Origin of the sequence: Streptomyces scopuliridis (genome assembly GCF_042790125.1) — a bacterium.
Taxonomy (GTDB): domain Bacteria; phylum Actinomycetota; class Actinomycetes; order Streptomycetales; family Streptomycetaceae; genus Streptomyces; species Streptomyces scopuliridis_A.
The window spans coordinates 270,911-290,229 of sequence record NZ_JBHTZS010000006.1; the positions used below are offsets into that span (position 1 = coordinate 270,911).

General features: G+C 69.4%; 22 protein-coding genes. 9 read left to right on the forward strand and 13 right to left on the reverse strand.

From position 1 onward, the window contains the following. Positions 1-118 precede the first annotated feature (118 nt). Positions 119-313 carry a DUF1918 domain-containing protein gene (locus ACFRKB_RS12465; protein ID WP_383105670.1) on the reverse strand — a complete coding sequence of 65 codons (195 nt, stop codon included), beginning with the start codon at positions 311-313 and terminating at the stop codon, positions 119-121. Positions 314-545: 232 nt separating this feature from the next. On the opposite strand from ACFRKB_RS12465, the gene ACFRKB_RS12470 reads away from it, so the two are divergent. Then, a complete protein-coding gene (locus tag ACFRKB_RS12470) occupies positions 546-1,940 on the forward strand; it encodes an MFS transporter (RefSeq protein WP_383105672.1) in 1,395 nt (464 codons plus the stop codon). Positions 1,941-2,048: 108 nt separating this feature from the next. Here the strand turns inward: ACFRKB_RS12470 and ACFRKB_RS12475 are convergent, their stop codons facing one another. Beyond that, positions 2,049-2,282: a DUF6243 family protein gene (locus ACFRKB_RS12475; RefSeq protein WP_383105564.1), complete on the reverse strand. Its 234-nt coding sequence runs from the start codon at positions 2,280-2,282 to the stop codon at positions 2,049-2,051. A gap of 285 nt (positions 2,283-2,567) precedes the next feature. On the opposite strand from ACFRKB_RS12475, the gene ACFRKB_RS12480 reads away from it, so the two are divergent. Both ACFRKB_RS12480 and ACFRKB_RS12485 read left to right on the forward strand, forming a co-directional pair. Then, positions 2,568-3,584: an aldo/keto reductase gene (locus ACFRKB_RS12480; protein WP_383105565.1), complete on the forward strand. Its 1,017-nt coding sequence runs from the start codon at positions 2,568-2,570 to the stop codon at positions 3,582-3,584. A gap of 83 nt (positions 3,585-3,667) precedes the next feature. Beyond that, entirely contained in the window at positions 3,668-4,252 is a 585-nt protein-coding gene (locus tag ACFRKB_RS12485) for a TetR/AcrR family transcriptional regulator (RefSeq protein ID WP_383105567.1), read from the forward strand. Between the two features lie 22 nt (positions 4,253-4,274). Here the strand turns inward: ACFRKB_RS12485 and ACFRKB_RS12490 are convergent, their stop codons facing one another. After that, on the reverse strand, positions 4,275-4,481 hold the full coding sequence (locus tag ACFRKB_RS12490) for a hypothetical protein (RefSeq protein ID WP_365971102.1): 207 nt from the start codon (positions 4,479-4,481) through the stop codon (positions 4,275-4,277). Positions 4,482-4,605: 124 nt separating this feature from the next. Further along, positions 4,606-5,988: a glycine--tRNA ligase gene (locus ACFRKB_RS12495; protein WP_383105569.1), complete on the reverse strand. Its 1,383-nt coding sequence runs from the start codon at positions 5,986-5,988 to the stop codon at positions 4,606-4,608. Between the two features lie 144 nt (positions 5,989-6,132). On the opposite strand from ACFRKB_RS12495, the gene ACFRKB_RS12500 reads away from it, so the two are divergent. From ACFRKB_RS12500 to ACFRKB_RS12515, 4 genes are all read left to right on the forward strand, one after another. Beyond that, complete coding sequence (locus ACFRKB_RS12500; protein ID WP_383105571.1) at positions 6,133-7,131, forward strand: metal ABC transporter substrate-binding protein; 999 nt, start codon at positions 6,133-6,135, stop codon at positions 7,129-7,131. 46 nt (positions 7,132-7,177) lie between these two features. Further along, the gene (locus ACFRKB_RS12505; RefSeq protein WP_383105573.1) at positions 7,178-7,996 is read left to right on the forward strand and encodes a metal ABC transporter ATP-binding protein; all 819 of its coding nucleotides are present in this window, start codon (positions 7,178-7,180) and stop codon (positions 7,994-7,996) included. Between the two features lie 2 nt (positions 7,997-7,998). Next, entirely contained in the window at positions 7,999-8,913 is a 915-nt protein-coding gene (locus ACFRKB_RS12510; protein WP_383105575.1) for a metal ABC transporter permease, read from the forward strand. 107 nt (positions 8,914-9,020) lie between these two features. Then, on the forward strand, positions 9,021-9,461 hold the full coding sequence (locus ACFRKB_RS12515; protein ID WP_030354181.1) for a Fur family transcriptional regulator: 441 nt from the start codon (positions 9,021-9,023) through the stop codon (positions 9,459-9,461). 82 nt (positions 9,462-9,543) lie between these two features. Here ACFRKB_RS12515 and ACFRKB_RS12520 read toward each other — a convergent pair whose 3' ends face one another. The 4 genes from ACFRKB_RS12520 to leuA form a co-directional block, all read right to left on the reverse strand. Next, positions 9,544-10,386: an isoprenyl transferase gene (locus ACFRKB_RS12520; RefSeq protein ID WP_383105577.1), complete on the reverse strand. Its 843-nt coding sequence runs from the start codon at positions 10,384-10,386 to the stop codon at positions 9,544-9,546. 22 nt (positions 10,387-10,408) lie between these two features. Then, positions 10,409-11,158 carry a DNA repair protein RecO gene (gene recO, locus ACFRKB_RS12525; RefSeq protein WP_129771048.1) on the reverse strand — a complete coding sequence of 250 codons (750 nt, stop codon included), beginning with the start codon at positions 11,156-11,158 and terminating at the stop codon, positions 10,409-10,411. Positions 11,159-11,227: 69 nt separating this feature from the next. Next, the gene (locus ACFRKB_RS12530; RefSeq protein ID WP_365971109.1) at positions 11,228-11,923 is read right to left on the reverse strand and encodes a TerB family tellurite resistance protein; all 696 of its coding nucleotides are present in this window, start codon (positions 11,921-11,923) and stop codon (positions 11,228-11,230) included. A 236-nt stretch (positions 11,924-12,159) separates the two neighbouring features. Then, positions 12,160-13,920 (reverse strand): 2-isopropylmalate synthase, encoded by a 1,761-nt coding sequence (leuA, locus tag ACFRKB_RS12535; RefSeq protein WP_383105579.1) that lies wholly within the window; start codon positions 13,918-13,920, stop codon positions 12,160-12,162. A 327-nt stretch (positions 13,921-14,247) separates the two neighbouring features. On the opposite strand from leuA, the gene ACFRKB_RS12540 reads away from it, so the two are divergent. Further along, positions 14,248-15,300, forward strand: a complete 1,053-nt coding sequence (locus ACFRKB_RS12540; RefSeq protein ID WP_383105580.1) for a M4 family metallopeptidase — start codon at positions 14,248-14,250, stop codon at positions 15,298-15,300. A gap of 62 nt (positions 15,301-15,362) precedes the next feature. Beyond that, complete coding sequence (locus ACFRKB_RS12545; protein ID WP_383105582.1) at positions 15,363-15,632, forward strand: protealysin inhibitor emfourin; 270 nt, start codon at positions 15,363-15,365, stop codon at positions 15,630-15,632. Between the two features lie 22 nt (positions 15,633-15,654). Here the strand turns inward: ACFRKB_RS12545 and era are convergent, their stop codons facing one another. The 5 genes from era to ybeY all read right to left on the reverse strand — a co-directional run bounded on the left by era (position 15,655) and on the right by ybeY (position 19,284). Continuing rightward, positions 15,655-16,617 carry a GTPase Era gene (era, locus tag ACFRKB_RS12550; protein ID WP_383105584.1) on the reverse strand — a complete coding sequence of 321 codons (963 nt, stop codon included), beginning with the start codon at positions 16,615-16,617 and terminating at the stop codon, positions 15,655-15,657. A gap of 93 nt (positions 16,618-16,710) precedes the next feature. Further along, positions 16,711-17,076, reverse strand: coding sequence for a cytidine deaminase (locus ACFRKB_RS12555; protein WP_383105586.1), 366 nt, complete (start codon positions 17,074-17,076; stop codon positions 16,711-16,713). Positions 17,077-17,144: 68 nt separating this feature from the next. After that, complete coding sequence (locus ACFRKB_RS12560; protein WP_383105587.1) at positions 17,145-17,504, reverse strand: MmcQ/YjbR family DNA-binding protein; 360 nt, start codon at positions 17,502-17,504, stop codon at positions 17,145-17,147. Continuing rightward, positions 17,501-18,790, reverse strand: a complete 1,290-nt coding sequence (locus tag ACFRKB_RS12565; protein WP_383105588.1) for a hemolysin family protein — start codon at positions 18,788-18,790, stop codon at positions 17,501-17,503. The genes ACFRKB_RS12560 and ACFRKB_RS12565 overlap by 4 nt, the downstream gene beginning before the upstream one ends. Further along, positions 18,787-19,284 (reverse strand): rRNA maturation RNase YbeY, encoded by a 498-nt coding sequence (gene ybeY, locus ACFRKB_RS12570; RefSeq protein WP_030354192.1) that lies wholly within the window; start codon positions 19,282-19,284, stop codon positions 18,787-18,789. Before ybeY ends, ACFRKB_RS12565 begins: the two co-directional genes overlap by 4 nt. Positions 19,285-19,319: the final 35 nt, after the last annotated feature.

A 19,319-nucleotide genomic window follows, 5' to 3' on the forward strand; every position in this document is an offset into this window, starting at 1 on the left:
GGCTGGCGTGCTGACGGGCGCGGGGTTCCGGCCGATACCGTTCGGCTGGGCATCTCGCCGTGCCACCCGCGCCTCGTCACCCGGGCTTCGTCACCACCCGGGCTTCGTCACCCGCGTCTCACTTGTGCCTCGAGTGCGGCTCCACGGCGGTGTCCGGGCCCGGCGACACGATCGATTCGTGACCGTTCTTGGCGCGTACCTTGAACGGAGGCGAGCCGTCCGGCCCCAGCACCTCCACGACTTCCACGATCCGGTCGTGCTCGCCGACCACTCGGCCGTGCATCACGAGACGGTCGCCCTTGCTTGCTTTCATCATCACTCCAATGTCACTCGACGTAACCGAGAGTGTACGAAGCGGCCAGTGCGGTCGCCCTCGGTGAAGGAGGGTGTCGCACCTCAGCCTCTTGCCGGGTAGTGCGAGTACCGGGATAAAGAGACTCTGGTACCAGGGTGAGCGATGGACGATTCTCGATGGAGTGAGCAGAGCATTCGCGTCCCTCCAGAAGACATCCACCGCCAAGGCCCCGTCCGGCGGACCGCCCGTCATCCATGACCACGGGTCCGTGCTCGGCACTCTCGGCCTGTTCACCGTGCTCCTCGGTGCGGCGCTCCCTCTGATCGACTTCTTCATCGTCAATGTAGCTCTGCCGACCATCGATCACGATCTGGCCGCGGGCCCCGCCCTGCTGGAGCTGGTGGTGGCCGGGTACGGGCTCTCGTACGCGGTGCTGCTCGTGCTCGGCGGACGGCTCGGGGACATGCTCGGCCGGAGACGGCTCTTCCTCATCGGCATGGCGGCCTTCGGCATCACCTCGCTCGCCTGCGGCCTCGCGCCGAACGCCTGGACGCTGGTCGGCGCGCGGGTGGCGCAGGGTGCCGCGGCGGCGCTGATGCTGCCGCAGGTGCTGGCCACCATCCACTCCGCCACCAGTGGACCGCGCCGCGCCAAGGCGCTGAGCCTGTACGGCGCGACGGCCGGCCTCGCGATGGTGGCGGGCCAGATCCTGGGCGGGGTGCTGGTCGCGGCCGATATCGCGGGGAGCGGCTGGCGGGCGATCTTCCTGGTGAACGTGCCGGTGGCGCTGGCGGGCCTGCTCTTCGCGGTCCGTTCGGTGCCGGAGACCCGCTCGCAGCGGCCCGCGCCCATCGACACACCGGGGACGGTCCTGCTGGCCGCCGCGCTGGTGACGCTCCTGGCGCCCCTCACGGAGGGCCGGGCGGCCGGATGGCCCGTGTGGACCTGGGTCTCGCTCGCGGCCTTCCCGGTCGTGTCGTACGCCTTCGTACGGGTGGAGCGCCGGGCCGACCGGCGGGGCAGGACCCCTCTGGTGCCGCCGAGTCTGCTCGCGCTGGTCACGCTGCGGCGAGGGCTGGCGCTGATCGTGCCGTTCGGAATCGGCTTCGGCGGCTTCATGTTCGTGATCGCCGTCGCCCTTCAGCAGGGTCTGCGCTTCGGCGCGATCGACGCGGGACTGACGCTGGTGCCCATGGCGGTGGCGTTCTTCGGGGCGTCGCTGGCCGGACCGCGGCTGATCCGGCGGTACGGCAGCCGGGTGGTCACGGCCGGTGCGGCGATCCAGACGGCCGGGGTGGCGCTGCTGGCGCTCGCCGTATGGGTCGGCTGGCCCTCGGTCGGCGGGCTCGATCTGCTGCCGGGCATCGCGCTGGCCGGTCTCGGCCAGGGCCTCCAGCTGCCCGTCATCATCCGCATCGTGCTCTCCGACATACCGGCCGAGCGGTCCGGGGTGGGCAGCGGTGTGATGGTGACGGCCCAGCAGTCCGCGCTGGCGCTGGGGGTGGCGACACTGGGCTCGCTGTTCCTGACCCTGACCACCACGGCCGGGATGCGGGACGCGCTGGTGGTCACGCTGCTCGCACAACTCGGGCTGGTCGTCCTGACGGCGCTGCTGAGTCTGCGACTGCCCCGGAAGATCGCCTGAGCGGGAGAGCGGGCGCGGAACGCGGGAGAGCGGGCGCGGGACGCGCTCATGGCCGTGGGCCCGGATCACGTCGGTGATCCGGGCCCACGGCGTATGACTGGGGTTACGTCAGCCCTGCGCGGCGGTGCCCTCGGCCGCGTCGTTCCGCTGCGTGCTGTCGCTCTGCTCGCTGTCGCCCTTGCCGGCGGCGCGCTCACGCATCTTGCGCAGCAGCTCCTGCTTGTGGTCGGCGGAGGCCTTGCGGTTGGCGTCGCGGGCGGGGGCGCTCGCCTGCGGGTCGGTGCGGGACAGCTTCTTGCGCTGTCCGCCGACGCCCAGAAGGTTGTTGCGGCTTTTTGCCATGGGGTTCTCCCGAAGCGATGAGAAGTGATCTGCGGATTCGTCGGTGGGGGGCGGGTCGTCGCCGCCGCGCTCTCACTCGTAGATCTGGAAGAACATGCCCGTGACGCTACCACCGGGCGGGGCCGGGACGTAACGCGTTTTTGGCGGACACCAGACACATCCACGGATGGGTAATGACAGATATTGAAATCTGTCATCGCTCATGCCATGGTTGTTCAGTAGCTCCTCGTTCTCCGCTCCGTCGCTTCTCGTTCTCAGATCCCGATCCGCATGGAGGAACCCCTCATGAACGCCATCCCCACGCGCTCCCTCGGCGCCTCCGGTCCCCGCACCGCCGCCCTCGGCCTCGGCTGCATGGGCATGTCCGCCCTGTACGGGGAAGAGGTGGACCGCGCCGAGTCCATCGCCACCATCCACGCCGCGCTGGACGCGGGCGTCACCCTGCTCGACACGGGCGACTTCTACGGCATGGGCCATAACGAGCTGTTGATCGGCGAAGCCCTGCGCACCGCCCCGGCCGGCGCCCGCGAACGGGCCCTCACCAGCGTCAAGTTCGGCGCCCTGCGCGATCCGGACAACGGGTGGAGCGGTTATGACGGCCGTCCGGCCGCCGTGAAGAACTTCGCCGCGTACTCCCTGCGGCGGCTCGGCACCGACCACATCGACATCTACCGGATCGCCAGGGTCGACCCGGACGTCCCGATCGAGGAGACGGTCGGCGCCATCGCCGAGCTGATCCAGTCCGGGCATGTGCGCCACGTCGGACTCTCCGAGGTTGGCGCCGGGACCATCCGCCGGGCCGCCGCCGTCACCCCGGTCGCGGACCTCCAGATCGAGTACTCCCTGATCTCGCGCGGCATCGAGGACGAGATCCTGTCGACCGTCCGCGAGCTGGGCATCGGTGTCACGGCGTACGGAGTGCTCTCACGCGGACTGATCAGCGGCCACTTCACCCGCGACCGCCGGCTGTCCCCCACCGACTTCCGGTCCATGAGTCCCCGGTTCCAGGGCGAGAACCTTCAGCACAATCTCGGGCTGGTCGAGTCGCTGCGGAAGATCGCCGAGCAGAAGGGCGTCTCGGTCGCCCAGCTCGCCATCGCCTGGGTGCTCTCCCGGGGTGAGGACATCGTGCCGCTCGTCGGCGCCCGCCGCCGTGACCGGCTGACCGAGGCCCTGGGCGCACTGGACGTCACGCTGGACGCCGATGATCTGGCCGCCATCGAGCGCGCCGTACCGTCCGGCGCCGCCGCCGGGGACCGGTATCCGGCCGGGCAGATGGCGCATCTGGACAGCGAGCGCTGACCGGTGCGGGCCGCCGGACCTGACAGGTAGTGTCATCTGTCGCATCCGCCGTACGAGCCATGACATGAAAGGCCGGGCGCCCCATGGCCACCGAGCCCCTGACCGCAGAGCGCATCCTCGAAGCCACCGAGGAGGTGCTGCGCCGCTACGGACCGGCGAAGGCGACGGTGGTCGATGTGGCACGGGTGCTCGGCGTCAGCCATGGCAGTGTCTACCGGCACTTCCGTACGAAGGCGGCGCTGCGGGAGGCGGTCACCTCGCGCTGGCTGAGCCGTACGGAGACCGTGCTGGCCGAGATCATGGAGGGCGAGGCCGGGCCGGGCCCGGAGAAGCTGCGCGGCTGGCTGCTGGCGCTGTTCGACACCAAGCGGCACAAGGCGGGGGACGACCCGGAGCTGTTCGCCACGTTCTCCGTGCTCATCGACGAGAGCAGCGATGTGGTCGACGCGCATCTGACGGAGCTGGCCCATCAGCTCACCCGGATCGTCGAAGAGGGCGTGCGCGAGGGCGAGTTCGTGGCGGCGGACCCGGCGAGCACGGCCGGGGCGGTCTTCGCCGCCACGGCCCGCTTCCATGACCCCGCCTATGCGCCGGAGTGGCAAAAGCCCACGATCGACGCCGAGTTCACCGCCGTGTGCGATCTGCTGCTGCGCGGTCTGCGGGCCTGACCGGGCGGCGGTCCGGGCGCGCTCACTCGGCCGCCGGGTCCACCGTCGCCTGGTGGGCCTCGGTGAGATGCTCCTCGGCCTTGAGCCAGGGCAGGAACTGCGCCCCCTTGCGCCAGCCGCAGGTGTCGCAGCTCAACGACCGCTGCACACCCGCCTTCTGGACGCGTACGACATGCTCGCGCCCATGCTGGTCCCATCTCCTGACCGTGCTGGTGGTCGTGGCCGGCATGATCCGTGCCTCCCTGGTAGGTCAGCGCCCAGTCTGCAACGGAGCCCCCGGTTCCGTGGAGGAACCGGGGGCTTCGAGCTACGAACGTGACCCGCCGTTCACTGTGGGCCGTCGGCAGCCGCCGTCAGCAGCCGAGGAGCCGGGCGCCGAGGTAGCTCTGGATCTGGTCCAGCGAGACACGCTCCTGCTGCATCGTGTCGCGCTCGCGCACGGTCACCGCGTTGTCGTCCAGGGTGTCGAAGTCGACGGTCACACAGAACGGCGTGCCGATCTCGTCCTGGCGGCGGTAGCGGCGGCCGATGGCGCCCGCGTCATCGAACTCGATGTTCCAGTTGCGCCGCAGATCCGTCGCGAGGCCCTTGGCCTTCGGCGACAGCTGCGGGTTGCGGGAGAGCGGCAGCACGGCCACCTTGACCGGCGCCAGGCGCGGGTCAAGACGCATCACGGTGCGCTTCTCCATGACGCCCTTGGCATTGGGCGCCTCGTCCTCGTTGTACGCGTCGAGGAGGAAGGCCAGCATCGAGCGGCCGACACCGGCGGCGGGCTCGATGACATACGGGGTCCAGCGCTCGCCGGCCTCCTGGTCGAAGTACGACAGGTCGTGGCCGGACGCCTTGGAGTGCGCGGAGAGGTCGTAGTCCGTACGGTTGGCGACACCCTCCAGCTCGCCCCACTCGCTGCCGCCGAACTGGAAGCGGTACTCGATGTCGGCGGTGCGCTTGGAGTAGTGCGAGAGCTTCTCGGCCGGGTGCTCGTACCACCGCATGTTCTCCTCACGGAGACCCAGGCCGGTGTACCAGTTCCAGCGCTGCTCCATCCAGTATTCCTGCCACTGCTCGTCCTCGCCCGGCTTGACGAAGAACTCCATCTCCATCTGCTCGAACTCGCGCGTGCGGAAAATGAAGTTGCCCGGAGTGATCTCGTTCCGGAAGGACTTGCCCATCTGCGCGATGCCGAACGGCGGCTTCTTGCGCGAAGTCTGCTGCACCTGGGCGAAGTTGGTGAAAATGCCCTGCGCGGTCTCGGGCCGCAGATAGGCGATCGAGCCGGAGTCCTGCGTCGGGCCGAGATGAGTGGAGAGCAGGCCGGAGAACTGCTTGGGGTCGGTGAACGTTCCCTTGTTGCCGCAGTTGGGGCAGTTGATGTCGGCGAGGCCGTTCTCGGGCGCCTTGCCGTGCTTCGCCTCGTACGCCTCCTCCAGGTGGTCGGCGCGGAAGCGCTTGTGACAGGAGGTGCACTCGGTGAGCGGGTCACTGAAGGTCGCGACGTGGCCGGACGCCTCCCAGACCTCCGTGGCGAGGATCACCGAGGAGTCGATACCGACAACGTCCTCGCGCGAGGTGACCATGTACCGCCACCACTGACGCTTGAGGTTTTCCTTCAGCTCGACTCCGAGCGGCCCGTAGTCCCAGGCGGCGCGCTGACCACCGTAGATCTCACTGCACGGGTAGACGAAGCCACGGCGCTTGCTCAGGTTGACGATGCTGTCGATCTTGTCGGCGGCCACGGTGCTCTCTTCATTACGACGACGACGAACGGCGAATGCTTCAGATTAGCGGCGGCCGCACCCCTTGGATCAAATCGGTGCGGGGTAAGAGACCTCTCCGCCCCTTGTTGACAATCGTTTCCAGTTTTGTTGAAAATGACAGTCATGAACGCACGACGCCTGATACCCACCGCCACCCTCGCCGGAGCAGTCACCCTCGGTCTGGTCGCGCTGTCCGCCTGCTCCTCCTCCGACGCCGCCACCAAGAAGAGCGGCGACAAGCTCGCGGTGACCGCGTCGTTCTACCCCATGCAGTTCCTGGCCGAGCGAATAGGCGGCGACCACGTCTCCGTCACCACGCTCACCAAGCCCGGCGTCGAGCCGCACGACCTGGAGCTCAGCCCCCGGCAGGCCGCCCAGCTCGGCGAAGCCGATGTCATCCTCTACCTCAAGGGTATTCAGCCCGCCGTGGACGAGGCCATCACGCAGTCCGGTGTGCAGAACACCGTCGACGCGACTTCGCTCACCACGCTGGAGAAGCACGGCACCGAGGTCGGCCACTCCCACGACGACGGCCACGCGGACGGCGCGGACGGCCATGCGGACGAGGAGAGCCACGCCGGCGAAGAAAGTTCCCTGGACGGCAAGGACCCGCACATCTGGCTGGACCCGGTGAAGTACGCCGAGGTCGCCAAGGGTGTCGGCGCTTCCCTGGAGAAGGCCGACCCGGACAACTCCGCCACGTACCGGAAGAACACCGACGCGCTGGTGAAGCAGCTCGGCGGCCTGGACACCGCGTTCAAGCAGGGCCTCGCCGACACCACCACCAAGACCTTCATCACCACCCACGCCGCCTTCGGCTATCTCGCCGAGCGCTACGGTCTGACGCAGGAGGCCATCGCGGGCCTCGACCCCGAGTCGGAGCCCACCCCCGCCCGGGTGAAGGAACTGGAGACCATCGCGGAGCACGACAAGGTCGGCACCGTATTCTTCGAGACGCTCGCCAGCGACAAGACCGCCAAGACCATCGCCGCGGACTCCGGACTGAAGACCGACGTCCTGGACCCGCTGGAGGGAATTACGGACAAGTCCAAGGGCGATGACTACATCGAGGTCATGAACTCCAACCTCGCCGCGCTGCGGAAGGCACTCGGCGCGAAGTGAGGCCCGCGAAGTGAAACAGCCGGCAGCAGGATCGGAGGCGCCCGACATGGCGACGGTGGAGAGCGGCCAGACCGCTGAGGCGGCACAGCGGACACCGGAGCGGCGCTCCGCCCCGGTCGTCACCGTCCGGGGCGCCAGGGCCACGCTCGGTTCGCGCCCCGTGCTGCGCGGTATCGACCTCGCCGTGCACAGCGGTGAGGTCGTCGCCCTGCTCGGCGCCAACGGCTCCGGCAAGTCCACCGCCGTGCGCTCGGTGATCGGGCAGGTACCGCTGGCCGAGGGTGAGATCACGCTCTTCTCGACGCCGCTGCGCCGCTTCCGCGACTGGGCGCGCGTCGGTTACGTACCGCAGCGCACCACCGCCGCGAGCGGGGTGCCCGCGACCGTCCGTGAGGTCGTCGCCTCCGGTCGGCTGTCCCGTACGAGGTTCGGCCTGCCCCGCAAGGCCGACCGGGCCGCCGTCGAGCGGGCCATCGAGCTGGTCGGGCTCACCGACCGCGCCAAGGACTCCGTGGAGGCGCTCTCCGGCGGCCAGCACCAGCGCGTGCTGATAGCCAGGGCGCTCGCCGCCGGGCCCGAACTGCTGATCATGGACGAGCCGATGGCGGGCGTCGACCTGGCCAGCCAGGACATCCTCGCCGCCACCCTGCGCGAACAGGTCGCGGCCGGTACGACCGTTCTGCTCGTCCTGCATGAACTCGGCCCACTGGAGCCGCTGATCGACCGCGCGGTGGTGCTGCGCGACGGCTGCGTGGTGCACGACGGGCCACCGCCCCGGGCGGTCGGCCAGCATGCCCTGCCCGGCCACGATCACGTTCATCCGCACGCGGCCGGCGAGCCGCTCCGCACAGGACTGCTGACCTGACCATGGAAATACTCCAGACCGCCTTTATGCAGCGCGCGCTGATCGCGGCCGTCCTGGTCGGCATCACCGCCCCCGCCGTCGGCATCTATCTCGTACAGCGCCGTCAGGCCCTGATGGGCGACGGCATCGGCCATGTCGCGATGACCGGGGTCGGTCTGGGCTTCCTGCTCTCCACCAGCGCGATCTGGATGGCGACGCTGGTCTCGGTGGCCGGTGCCGTCACGATGGAGCTGATCAGGGCGTACGGCCGCACGCGCGGCGATATCGCGCTGGCGATGCTCTTCTACGGCGGGATGGCGGGCGGTGTCCTGCTGATCAATCTCGCGCCGAACGGCTCCAACGGCAGCCTCAGTACGTATCTCTTCGGCTCCCTCTCGACGGTCTCGCCGGCGGACGTGACCGCGATCTCGCTGCTCGCCGCGTTTGTGGTGCTGGTCACCGTGGGGCTGCGGCGGCAGCTCTTCGCGGTCAGCCAGGACGAGGAGTTCGCCCGCGTCACCGGACTGCCGGTACGGGCGCTGAATCTGCTGATCGCGGTGACGGCCGCGGTGACGGTCACCGTCGCCATGCGGGTGGTGGGTCTGCTGCTGGTCAGCGCGCTGATGGTGGTGCCGGTCGCGGCGGCCCAGCAGATCACCCGGTCCTTCGTGGTCACCTTCGTCCTGGCCGTCGTGATCGGTACGGCGGTGACGCTGGCCGGCACGGTCACCTCGTACTACCAGGACGTGCCGCCCGGCGCGACGATCGTGCTGATCGCGATCGGTGTCTTCGTGGTGCTGACCGCTCTCGCGACCCCCCTCGCGAGACGCAGGGCCCGCGCCCTGCGCACCGCCGAGGCCTCGGCCGTACCGGACGGGGAAGCGCCGGAGGTACACGTACCCGCCGCGCGCCGGAGCACGGGCGATGTCACGGTCTGATCGCCTGCGATGTCACGGTCCGACCAAGAGCCGGTCACGAACTGGCAGAATGGCCCGTGGGAAGCGGGCAACGCCCGAGGGATACGGGCAGAGGCAAGGAGGCACCTGTGACGACTGCGCCCAGCGGTGGATCGAGCGCGGCCCCCGTGCGCGGCCGATCGACCCGCCAGCGCGCCGCGGTGGCGGCGGCGCTCGACGAGGTGGACGAGTTCCGTAGCGCGCAGGAGCTCCACGACATGCTCAAACACCGTGGTGACTCGGTCGGTCTGACCACCGTCTATCGCACCCTGCAGTCCCTCGCCGACGCGGGCGAGGTCGATGTACTGCGGACGAACGACGGCGAGTCGGTCTACCGGCGCTGCTCGACCGGCGACCACCACCACCATCTCGTCTGCCGGGTCTGCGGAAAGGCCGTCGAGGTCGAGGGACCCGCGGTGGAGCAGTGGGCCGAGACGATCGCCGCGCAGCACGGCTATGTCGGCGTGGCGCACACGGTGGAGATCTTCGGCACCTGCGCGGAGTGCGCGGCGGCGGTCGCGAAGAACTAGGCCCTGTCCGGCCGTTGTTCGAGGCGCCTCGGGGTCGCCGTACGGGCTCGTCATGCGGCCCGTACGGCGACCCCGCCGCGTTTCAGCCCTGCCGCTCCGCCGGTTCGGCCTGCTCCGGCTGCTCCTCGTTCGGCAGCGCGCCGCCGAAGCGCCGGTCCCTGGACGCGTACTCCAGACAGGCCCGCCACAGATCACGCCGGTCGAAGTCCGGCCACAGCACGTCCTGGAAGACCATCTCGGCGTAACTGCTCTGCCAGATCAGATAGTTGGACGTGCGCTGCTCACCGCTGGGGCGCAGGAAGAGATCCACGTCCGGCATGTCCGGGTAGTACAGATACTTGGCGAACGTCTTCTCGTTGACCTTGGACGGGTCGAGCTTGCCGGACGCCACATCGGCGGCGAGCGCCTGCGCGGCGTCCGCGATCTCCGCACGGCCGCCGTAGTTGACGCAGAAGTAGAGCGTCATGGCGTCGTTGTCCTTCGTCTGCTCCTGGGCGACCTGGAGCTCCTGGACGACCGACTTCCACATCTTGGGCATCCGGCCCACCCAGCGGATCCGGATCCCCAGTTCGTCCATCTCGTCGCGGCGGCGCCGGATGACATCGCGGTTGAAGTTCATGAGGAAGCGCACCTCGTCGGGGGTGCGCTTCCAGTTCTCGGTGGAGAAGGCGTACAGGGAGAGGTTCTTGACACCCATCTCCAGACAGCCCTTGAGCACATCGAGCACAACGCCCTCGCCGACCTTGTGGCCCTCGGTACGCGGCAGACCGCGCTCCTTGGCCCAGCGGCCGTTGCCGTCCATGACACAGGCCACGTGCTTCGGCACCAGCTCGCCGGGGATCTTCGGCGGGCGCGCACCGGAGGGGTGCGGTTCCGGCGTCTTGTACTCGCGGCGGGGACGCCCCAGGATTCCGCGTCGTGCCATGCGCTCTCGTCTCCTAGTTTTCCTAGTTCTTCTCTACGTATCTGAGCGAGCGCAGCCCGCGCTCCAGGTGCCAGTGCAGATAGGCGGACACCAGTCCGCTGCCCTCCCTGACATGCCGTGCCTCGCACGCGTCCGCCGTGTCCCAGTCACCGGTCAGCAGCGCGCTGAGCAGTCCGACGGCCTCAGCCGAGGGTACGACGCTGCCGGGCACCCGGCAGTCGCCGCAGATGACGCCACCCGCCGCGACCGAAAAGAAACGATTCGGCCCGTGGAGTCCGCACTTCGCGCAGTCGTCGAAGCTCGGCGCGTAGCCGTTGACGGCGAGGGAGCGCAGCAGGAAGGCGTCCAGGATCAGATGCGGCGCGTGCTCCCCGCGCGCGAGCGTACGCAGCCCGCCGACCAGGAGCAGATACTGCTGGACGGCCGGCTCGCCCTCGTGGTCGGTGAACCGCTCGGCGGTCTCCAGCATGGCGGTGCCCGCGGTGTAGCGGGCGTAGTCGGTGACGATGCCGCCACCGTACGGAGCGATGGTCTCGCTCTGGGTGCACAGCGGCAGCCCGCGTCCGACGAGATCGCTGCCGCGCGCGAAGAACTGCACATCGACATGGGAGAACGGCTCCAGCCGCGCCCCGAACTTCGACTTGGTCCGCCGTACCCCCCGGGCGACCGCGCGGACACGGCCGTGGCCGCGGGTCAGAAGCGTGATGATCCGGTCGGCCTCACCGAGCTTCTGGGTGCGCAGCACAACGCCGTCGTCCCGGAACAGACTCATGGGGCCCATTCTCCCGCATGCGCGGACGCCCCTCCGCCCGCCGGGCCCCCTCGCCCTCGGGAGCCGGGCTCAGGAGGGCGTGCCGGACGCCGCCAGCAGCAGCCGCTCCGTATCGTCCGAGCAGAGCTGGAGCGCGCCGCCGACGATGCTCAGCACCTCGCGCTCCGGCAGGCTGTACGGCCCGTCCGCCACCGCGATCCGCGCGCCCTGGAGCACGATCGACTCCCGGCCGGCCGGGGCCAGATGCGGGGCCAGCGGCTCCAGCGCCTCATGCAGCTCGATGGCGAGCGCCGCGCCGCACGGGCCCGGCTCCAGGAGGAACCGGCCGGTGTCCTCGGCCAGCGCGTCGACCAGATCCGTCAGCCGGTCCTCCGTGCAGTCCTCGAACCCGGCCGCCCTGACCGTGTGGACAGCGGTCTCCCTGACCGTACGCGAGGACGTGCCACCCGCCGCGAGGACCGCCAGCGCGACCGTGTGCACGGCGTCGCGCAGCATCGCGGAGAAGCGGACGGTGGTGGGGTGGTCGAGCACATCCATCCCGAAGTGGGCGTGGCAGGCGGCGCATTCGACGACGGGCCCGGCACAGCCGCGGGAGAGCAGCGGGACTCCGAGCACCGTGAAACGGCGACGGCCGGTACGACGGCGGTAGTTGCGGTCGCCCCCGCAGTCGGGGCAGAAGAACTCCCCGTCACCGACGGTGTTCCAGGACGTACGAATGCCGCAGACACGTACTTTCCGCCCGCCGGGTCTCTGAGCTGGCAGCACGTCGCGCACCTCCGTCACGCTCCGGCAACGCTTCGTTGCGTTGCACGCCACTTCGCCTCTGCGTCCTGTCGGGGAATCCGGATGCAGAGCCGCCGCGTTGACGTGATGTTAGCCACATCGCATGCGTGCCGTCAGTACCGCGGCGAGAGATCGCCACGACATGGCTGAACCCCGACCACCGTGTCCGGTGGCCGGGGTCCGTGAACGCTCAGGTCAGGCCGGGGGCGACGGCCGGATCAGCGGGTCGCGCGGTTCACCGCGGAAATGACCGCCTTGAGTGAAGCGCGGGTGGTGTTCGCGTCGATTCCGATGCCCCACAGCACCTTTCCGTCGATCGCGCACTCGATGTACGAGGCCGCCTGCGCGCTCGCGCCCTCACTCATGGTGTGCTCCTGGTAGTCCAGCAGCCGGGCGTCCACCCCCACCGTGGCCAGCGCCTCGAAGAAGGCCGAAATCGGACCGTTTCCGGTACCGGTCAGCACGGTGTCCGTACCGTCCACGACGGCCTGGACGGTCAGTGTGTCCTTGCCGTCGGTGTCGGTCGTGGTCTGGCCGGAGCGGAGCTGGATCCGGCCCCAGGCGTTGTCCGGGTTGGGCAGGTACTCGTCCTGGAAGACCGACCAGATCTGGCCGGGGGTGACCTCGCCGCCCTCGGCGTCGGTCTTGGCCTGGATGATCCGGGAGAACTCGATCTGCATCCGGCGCGGCAGGTCCAGCTTGTGGTCGTTCTTCAGTACGTACGCGATCCCGCCCTTGCCGGACTGCGAGTTGACCCGGATGACCGCCTCGTACGAACGGCCCACGTCCTTCGGGTCGATCGGCAGATACGGCACGGCCCACTCGATCTCGTCGACCGGCTTGCCCTGCGCTGCCGCGTCGGCCTCACGCGCGTCGAAGCCCTTCTTGATGGCGTCCTGGTGGGAGCCGGAGAAGGACGTGTAGACCAGATCGCCCGCGTAGGGGTGGCGCGGGTGGATCTCCATCTGGTTGCAGTACTCGCTGGTACGGCGGATCTCGTCGATCTGCGAGAAGTCGATCTGCGGGTCGACACCCTGCGAGAAGAGGTTCATGCCCAGCGTCACCAGGTCGACATTGCCGGTGCGCTCGCCCTGCCCGAACAGACAGCCCTCGATACGGTCCGCCCCGGCCATGAGCGCCAGTTCGGCGGCGGCGACGGCCGTACCGCGGTCGTTGTGCGGGTGCACGGACAGGCACACGTTCTCGCGGCGGGAGAGATGGCGCGACATCCACTCGAAGCGGTCCGCGTGCGTGGACGGGGTCGAACGCTCCACCGTGGCGGGCAGATTGAGAATGATCTCGCGGCCGGCCTCGGGCTGCCAGACGTCCATGACGCCCTCGCAGACCTCCAGCGCGAAGTCCAGCTCGGTGTCGGTGAAGATCTCCGGGCTGTACTGGTAGCCGAAGACGGTCTCGGGGCCCAGGATCTTCTCGGCGTACTCCATCACCAGCCGGGTGCCGTCCACGGCGATCTGCTTTACCTGCTCCTTCGTACCGCGGAAGACGACCCGGCGGAACGTGGGAGCGGTGGCGTTGTACAGATGGACGGTCGCGCGGTGGGCGCCGCGCAGCGCCTCGATGGTGCGCTCGATCAGTTCCTCGCGGGACTGGGTCAGGACGGAGATCGTCACGTCCTCGGGGATCGCGCCCTCTTCGATGATCGACCGTACGAACGCGAAGTCGGTCTCACCGGAGGACGGGAAGCCGACCTCGATCTCCTTGTAGCCCATGCGGACCAGCAGATCGAACATCTCGCGCTTGCGGGCCGGCGACATGGGGTCGATCAGCGCCTGGTTGCCGTCGCGCAGATCGGTGGAGAGCCAGCGGGGAGCGACGGTGATCCGGTTGTCCGGCCAGGTGCGGTCGGGGATCTCCACCGCCTCGTAGCGGCCGTACTTGTGGATCGGCATCCCGGACGGCCGCTGGGTGTGGGTCGCGTTGGTGATGGGCGTGGCGCGACCGACGGAAGATTCAGACATTGCGCAGGGCTCCTCGTGTGTCCGCTGGGACGGCCGACGGGCGTGATCACCGCAACGCCAGACTCCGCGGGGAGGGGGTCGGCCTACGACTACAGACCCTCGCCGCGGCAGCTAAGGAGAAGCAGCCCGAAACGCATGATGTGAGGCAGCCTAGCCGAGCGGTGCCGGACGCGCGGGTCCGTATCAGAATGCGGGACGGGCAGAGCGTCCGGCGAGACGGCGGGACATAGCGGACGCCGTAAAGATCCAGCGTGCGGGAATCACTCCATCTCAGCAATTCCTGTCGCGATGAGTGACAGGAGAGTCACACACTGCCACCGTGCTGGTATGAACACCATCGCTCCCGTCTTCTGCGCCATCGTCCCGCCCCATGTCCTCGACAAGCTGGCCCAGGCCGAGGACCCCCGGCTCTCCGGGCCCGCCCGCCGCACCCTGGAGGTGGACTCCGCCCACCGCACCCAGCGCCGGATCACCGGCCTGCGCGCCGTCGCCTCCCCCACGGCCGCCGCCACCGGAAACCCGCACCGCGCCATCCACGACTGCGAGCACCGCACCACCCTGCCGGGCAGGAAGGTGCGCGACGAGGGCGACGGGCCCGGCCGCGACGCCACCGTCAACCGCGCGTACAGCGGTCTCGGCGCCACGTTCGAGCTGCTGAAGTCGGTGTACGGACGTGACTCGCTCGACGGCGCCGGGCTCCCGCTGGTCGCCAGCGTCCACTACGACGAGGGGTACGCGAACGCCTTCTGGAACGGCGATCAGATGGTCTTCGGCGACGGTGACGGCGAGGTCTTCCTCGACTTCACGCTGCCCGTCGACGTGATCGGCCACGAGCTGGCCCACGGCCTCACGCAGTACACCGCCAACCTCGACTACCAGGGGCAGTCGGGCGCCCTCAACGAGTCCGTGTCGGACGTCCTCGGCTCGCTGGTCAAGCAGTACGCCCTGGGCCAGAGCGCCGAGCAGGCCGACTGGCTGATCGGCGCGGGCCTGCTCGCGCCCGGTGTCCGCGGGGAGGCGCTGCGCTCCATGAAGGCGCCGGGCACGGCGTACGACGACGATGTCCTCGGCAAGGATCCGCAGCCGGCGACCATGGACGACTTCGTGCGGACGAGCCAGGACAACGGCGGGGTCCACATCAACTCCGGAATCCCCAATCACGCGTTCTATCTGCTGGCCGTGGCGCTCGGCGGCATGGCGTGGGAGCGGGCGGGACAGCTCTGGTTCGACGTGCTGACCGGCGGCGAGCTGGCCGCCGACGCGGACTTCGCGGACTTCGCCCGGCTGACCGTCGCGGCGGCGCGGGCCCGCTTCGGGGAGGGCGCGGAGCTGGAGGCGGTGACCAAGGCGTGGTCCCAGGTCGGGGTCCCCACGGCGTGAAGCACCGGGTAGGGCGCGAGCGGCGGCTACCGTCGCCGCCCGTCACGTACTAGACAGGACCCATGCGTATCCAAGTACGGCGCACAGGCGGCTTCGCGGGCATCGAGCGCAGGGCCGAGATCGAGACCTCGGGCCTGCGCGATGCCGGTGACTGGCGGGAACTGGCCGAGCGGGCGATGGCGGACGGCGCGGACACACCGTCCGCCGGCGTACCGGACGGCTACCACTATGTGATCACCCTCGATGACGACCGCACGGTCCACTGCGCGGACCCGGGACTGACCGAGGCCCAGCGCGCGCTGATCTCGCGCGTGCTCAAGGAAGGCGCCTAGACGAGTACGTCCGGCGGTCCGGTCAGAACCCGAGCTTGCGCAGCTGCTTCGGGTCGCGCTGCCAGTCCTTGGCGACCTTGACATGCAGATCGAGGAAGACCGGGGTGCCGAGCAGCGCCTCGATGTGCTTGCGGGACTTCGTCCCGACCTCCTTGAGCCGCTTCCCCTTCGGGCCGATGATGATGCCCTTCTGGCTGGGGCGCTCGATATAGACGTTCGCGTGGATGTCCAGCAGCGGCTTGTCCGCCGGGCGGTCCTCGCGCGGCAGCATCTCCTCGACGACGACCGCGATGGAGTGCGGGAGCTCGTCCCGTACACCTTCCAGCGCGGCCTCGCGGATCAGCTCGGCGACCATGACCTGCTCGGGCTCGTCGGTGAGGTCGCCCTCCGGGTAGAGCGCCGGGCTCTCCGGGAGGAGCGGGACGAGCAGATCGGCGAGCAGACCGACCTGCTGGTCGCCGACCGCCGAGACCGGGACGATCTCGGCCCATTCCAGGCCGAGTTCCTTGCCGAGCTGGTCGATCGCGATGAGCTGTTCGGCCAGCGTCTGGGAGTCGACGAGGTCCGTCTTGGTGACGACGGCGACCTTCGGCGTCTTCTTGATCGCGGCCAGTTCCTTGGCGATGTACCGGTCGCCGGGGCCGAGCTTCTGGTCGGCGGGCAGACAGAAGCCGATGACGTCGACCTCGGCCCAGGTCGTCCGTACGACATCGTTGAGGCGCTCACCGAGCAGCGTGCGCGGCTTGTGGAGGCCCGGGGTGTCGACCAGGATCAGCTGCGCCTCGGGCCGGTGCACGATGCCGCGCACGGTGTGGCGCGTGGTCTGCGGCCGGTTGGACGTGATGGCCACCTTCTGACCGACCAGAGCGTTCGTGAGGGTGGACTTGCCCGCGTTGGGGCGGCCGACGAAGCAGGCGAAGCCCGCCCGGTGGGGGGCTTCGGTTGCCGCGGGAGAAGTCTCGGGCGAAGAGGTACGAGCGCTCATGGCGCCTATTGTCCCCGATCGTTTACGCCACGCCGACCAGACAGCCCCGCATGGCCGCCGCGCCCTTCACGTTCCGCGCACCGATGAGGCCGGTCAGCCCGCCGTGACGGTCCCCCGGAGCGTGCCGTCCGGCCCCGCCACCAGGACCGGTGTCGCGGGCCCGCCGAGGTCGCGCACGGCCGCACGGTCCTCGTCCGACACGCCCTCCTCCGCCGTGACGACGGCCGCCGCCTCCAGCGAGCCGGCACCACTGGCCACGGCCATGGCGACCGCCGTACGCAGCGCGCTGAGCCGGAGCGAGTCCAGCTCCACGGTGCCCGCGACATACGTACGCCCGGTCTCGTCCCGCACCGCGGCCCCCTCCGGCACGCCATTACGCGCACGGGCGCTGCGGGCCAGCGTGATGATCTTGCGGTCCTCGGCGGAGACGCCGGTGCCGGGTTCGGTGCTCTCAGTCATACGCCGAGCATAGGCAGCCCGCTCCGCACGGCCCTCAACGGGCCGACCCAGAACGGCCACCGCGGTTCTCAGGGCCTGTCCAGTCTGAGGCGTTCCCGCTTCGGGAGGCCGGCCACGACCAGGTCGTAGGAGTCCTCGATCAGCTCCCGCACCATCCGGGCCGGCAGGGGGGCGACCGTCACCGTGTTCCAGTGGCGCTTGTTGAGGTGCCAGCCCGGGACGATCTCCGGGTGGGTCTCGCGGAGGCGGAGCGCTTCTTCCGGGTCGCACTTGAGCGAGACCTTCAGCGGGCGGTCCTCCAGGGCGCAGATCGCGAAGATCTTCGTGGCGACTCTGAAGACCGTGACATCCGGGCTGCGCGGGAACGGGACGTCCGAGGAGGTTCCGTTCAGTGCCAGGCAGCACGCCTTCAGCTGCGCCGGGGTCACGACGTCTGGGCTTCCTTCCGGACCGGTTCGGCGAGGACCGTGACGATCTTGTTGCGGCGGCCGGCCGGGGATTCCGCCGTCAGCCGGAGCGTGCGGCCGTCCGGCAGGTCCACGCTGGCGGTGGCGCCGGCGATCGGGACGCGGCCCAGGGCCTTCGCCAGGAGGCCGCCGACCGTCTCCACGTCCTCGTCGTCGTATTCGTCGAGCCCGAACAGCTCCCCGAGGTCCCCGATGTCCAGCCGGGCCGTGACGCGGTACGAGCCGTCGCCCAGCTCCTCGACCGGCGGGAGCTCGCGGTCGTACTCGTCGGTGATCTCGCCGACGATCTCCTCCAGGATGTCCTCGATCGTGACGATGCCGGCCGTGCCGCCGTACTCGTCGATGACGACCGCGACATGGCTGCGCTCCTGCTGCATCTCGCGCAGCAGATCGCCCGCGTTCTTCGTGTCGGGCACGAAGGAGGCGGGGCGCATCGCCGTCGAGACCAGATCCGCCTCGGAGTCCCGGTTGATATGGGTCTTCCGGACCAGGTCCTTGAGGTAAACGATGCCGACGATGTCGTCCTCGTTCTCGCCCGTCACCGGGATACGGGAGAAGCCGGAGCGCAGCGCCAGCGTGAGCGCCTGACGGATCGTCTTGTACCGCTCGATACAGACCAGGTCCGTGCGCGGGACCATGACCTCCCGTACGAGGGTGTCGCCCAGCTCGAAGACGGAGTGCACCATCCGGCGCTCGTCGTCCTCGATCAGGGACTCCGACTCGGCGAGGTCGACCATCGCCCGCAGCTCGGCCTCGCTGGCGAACGGTCCCTTGCGGAAGCCCTTGCCGGGGGTGAGCGCGTTGCCCAGCAGGATCAGCAGCTGGGGGATCGGGCCCATGATCCTGGCGAGCGGCAGCAGGACATACGCCGAGGCCGTCGCCGTGTTCAGCGGGTGCTGGCGGCCGATCGTACGGGGCGAGACACCCACCGCGACATACGAGACGAGCACCATCACGCCTATGGCGACGACCAGCGCCGCCCAGGTCTCCTCGAACTCCTTCAGGCAGACGTACGTGACGAGCACCCCGGCCGCCATCTCACAGGCGACCCGCACCAGCAGGGCCACATTCAGATAGCGCGTCGGGTCGGCGGCGACCTGGGCCAGCTTGGCCGCGCCCCGGCGCCCGGAGCGGACGGCCTCGGCCGCCCGGAAGCTGGAGATCCGGGCGAGGCCCGCCTCGGCGGAGGCCGCCAGCCAGGCCACGACGACCAGGGCGACCGCTCCGACGATCAGTTGCGCGGTCATGAGAGGGTCGGCGCGGGCGACGGACCCGTGAGCCCCTGCTCGGACCGCCAGCCGTCGACGATGGCCGCCTGGAGGCCGAACATCTCGGCCCGCTCGTCCGGCACTTCGTGGTCGTAGCCGAGGAGATGCAGCACACCGTGGACGGTGAGCAGCTGGAGCTCCTCGTCCATGGTGTGCTGCGTCGGGGCCTCCTCGCCCTGCTTCTTCGCCACCTCGGGGCAGAGCACGATGTCACCGAGGAGACCCTGCGGCGGCTCCTCGTCGTCCTTGACCGGCGGACGCAGCTCATCCATCGGGAAGGACATGACATCCGTCGGGCCCGGCAGATCCATCCACTGGATGTGCAACTGCTCCATGGCGGCCTCGTCCACCACGATCACCGACAGTTCGGAGAGCGGGTGGATACGCATCCTCGTGAGCGCGTAGCGGGCGACGTCGAGGATCGCCTGCTCGTCGACCTCGGTGCCTGACTCGTTGTTGACGTCGATCGACATGGTGCGCTCTTGGTCTCCCGCTCCTGAAATCCCGC

Coding starts and splice junctions, on each gene's coding strand:
- ACFRKB_RS12465 (WP_383105670.1), bottom strand. CDS start 313: ATGAAAGCAAGCAAGGGCGACCGTCTCGTGATGCACGGCCGAGTGGTC.
- ACFRKB_RS12475 (WP_383105564.1), bottom strand. CDS start 2,282: ATGGCAAAAAGCCGCAACAACCTTCTGGGCGTCGGCGGACAGCGCAAG.
- ACFRKB_RS12480 (WP_383105565.1), top strand. CDS start 2,568: ATGAACGCCATCCCCACGCGCTCCCTCGGCGCCTCCGGTCCCCGCACC.
- ACFRKB_RS12485 (WP_383105567.1), top strand. CDS start 3,668: ATGGCCACCGAGCCCCTGACCGCAGAGCGCATCCTCGAAGCCACCGAG.
- ACFRKB_RS12490 (WP_365971102.1), bottom strand. CDS start 4,481: ATGCCGGCCACGACCACCAGCACGGTCAGGAGATGGGACCAGCATGGG.
- ACFRKB_RS12500 (WP_383105571.1), top strand. CDS start 6,133: ATGAACGCACGACGCCTGATACCCACCGCCACCCTCGCCGGAGCAGTC.
- ACFRKB_RS12505 (WP_383105573.1), top strand. CDS start 7,178: ATGGCGACGGTGGAGAGCGGCCAGACCGCTGAGGCGGCACAGCGGACA.
- ACFRKB_RS12510 (WP_383105575.1), top strand. CDS start 7,999: ATGGAAATACTCCAGACCGCCTTTATGCAGCGCGCGCTGATCGCGGCC.
- ACFRKB_RS12520 (WP_383105577.1), bottom strand. CDS start 10,386: ATGGCACGACGCGGAATCCTGGGGCGTCCCCGCCGCGAGTACAAGACG.
- recO (WP_129771048.1), bottom strand. CDS start 11,158: ATGAGTCTGTTCCGGGACGACGGCGTTGTGCTGCGCACCCAGAAGCTC.
- leuA (WP_383105579.1), bottom strand. CDS start 13,920: ATGTCTGAATCTTCCGTCGGTCGCGCCACGCCCATCACCAACGCGACC.
- ACFRKB_RS12540 (WP_383105580.1), top strand. CDS start 14,248: ATGAACACCATCGCTCCCGTCTTCTGCGCCATCGTCCCGCCCCATGTC.
- ACFRKB_RS12545 (WP_383105582.1), top strand. CDS start 15,363: ATGCGTATCCAAGTACGGCGCACAGGCGGCTTCGCGGGCATCGAGCGC.
- era (WP_383105584.1), bottom strand. CDS start 16,617: ATGAGCGCTCGTACCTCTTCGCCCGAGACTTCTCCCGCGGCAACCGAA.
- ACFRKB_RS12555 (WP_383105586.1), bottom strand. CDS start 17,076: ATGACTGAGAGCACCGAACCCGGCACCGGCGTCTCCGCCGAGGACCGC.
- ACFRKB_RS12565 (WP_383105588.1), bottom strand. CDS start 18,790: ATGACCGCGCAACTGATCGTCGGAGCGGTCGCCCTGGTCGTCGTGGCC.
- ybeY (WP_030354192.1), bottom strand. CDS start 19,284: ATGTCGATCGACGTCAACAACGAGTCAGGCACCGAGGTCGACGAGCAG.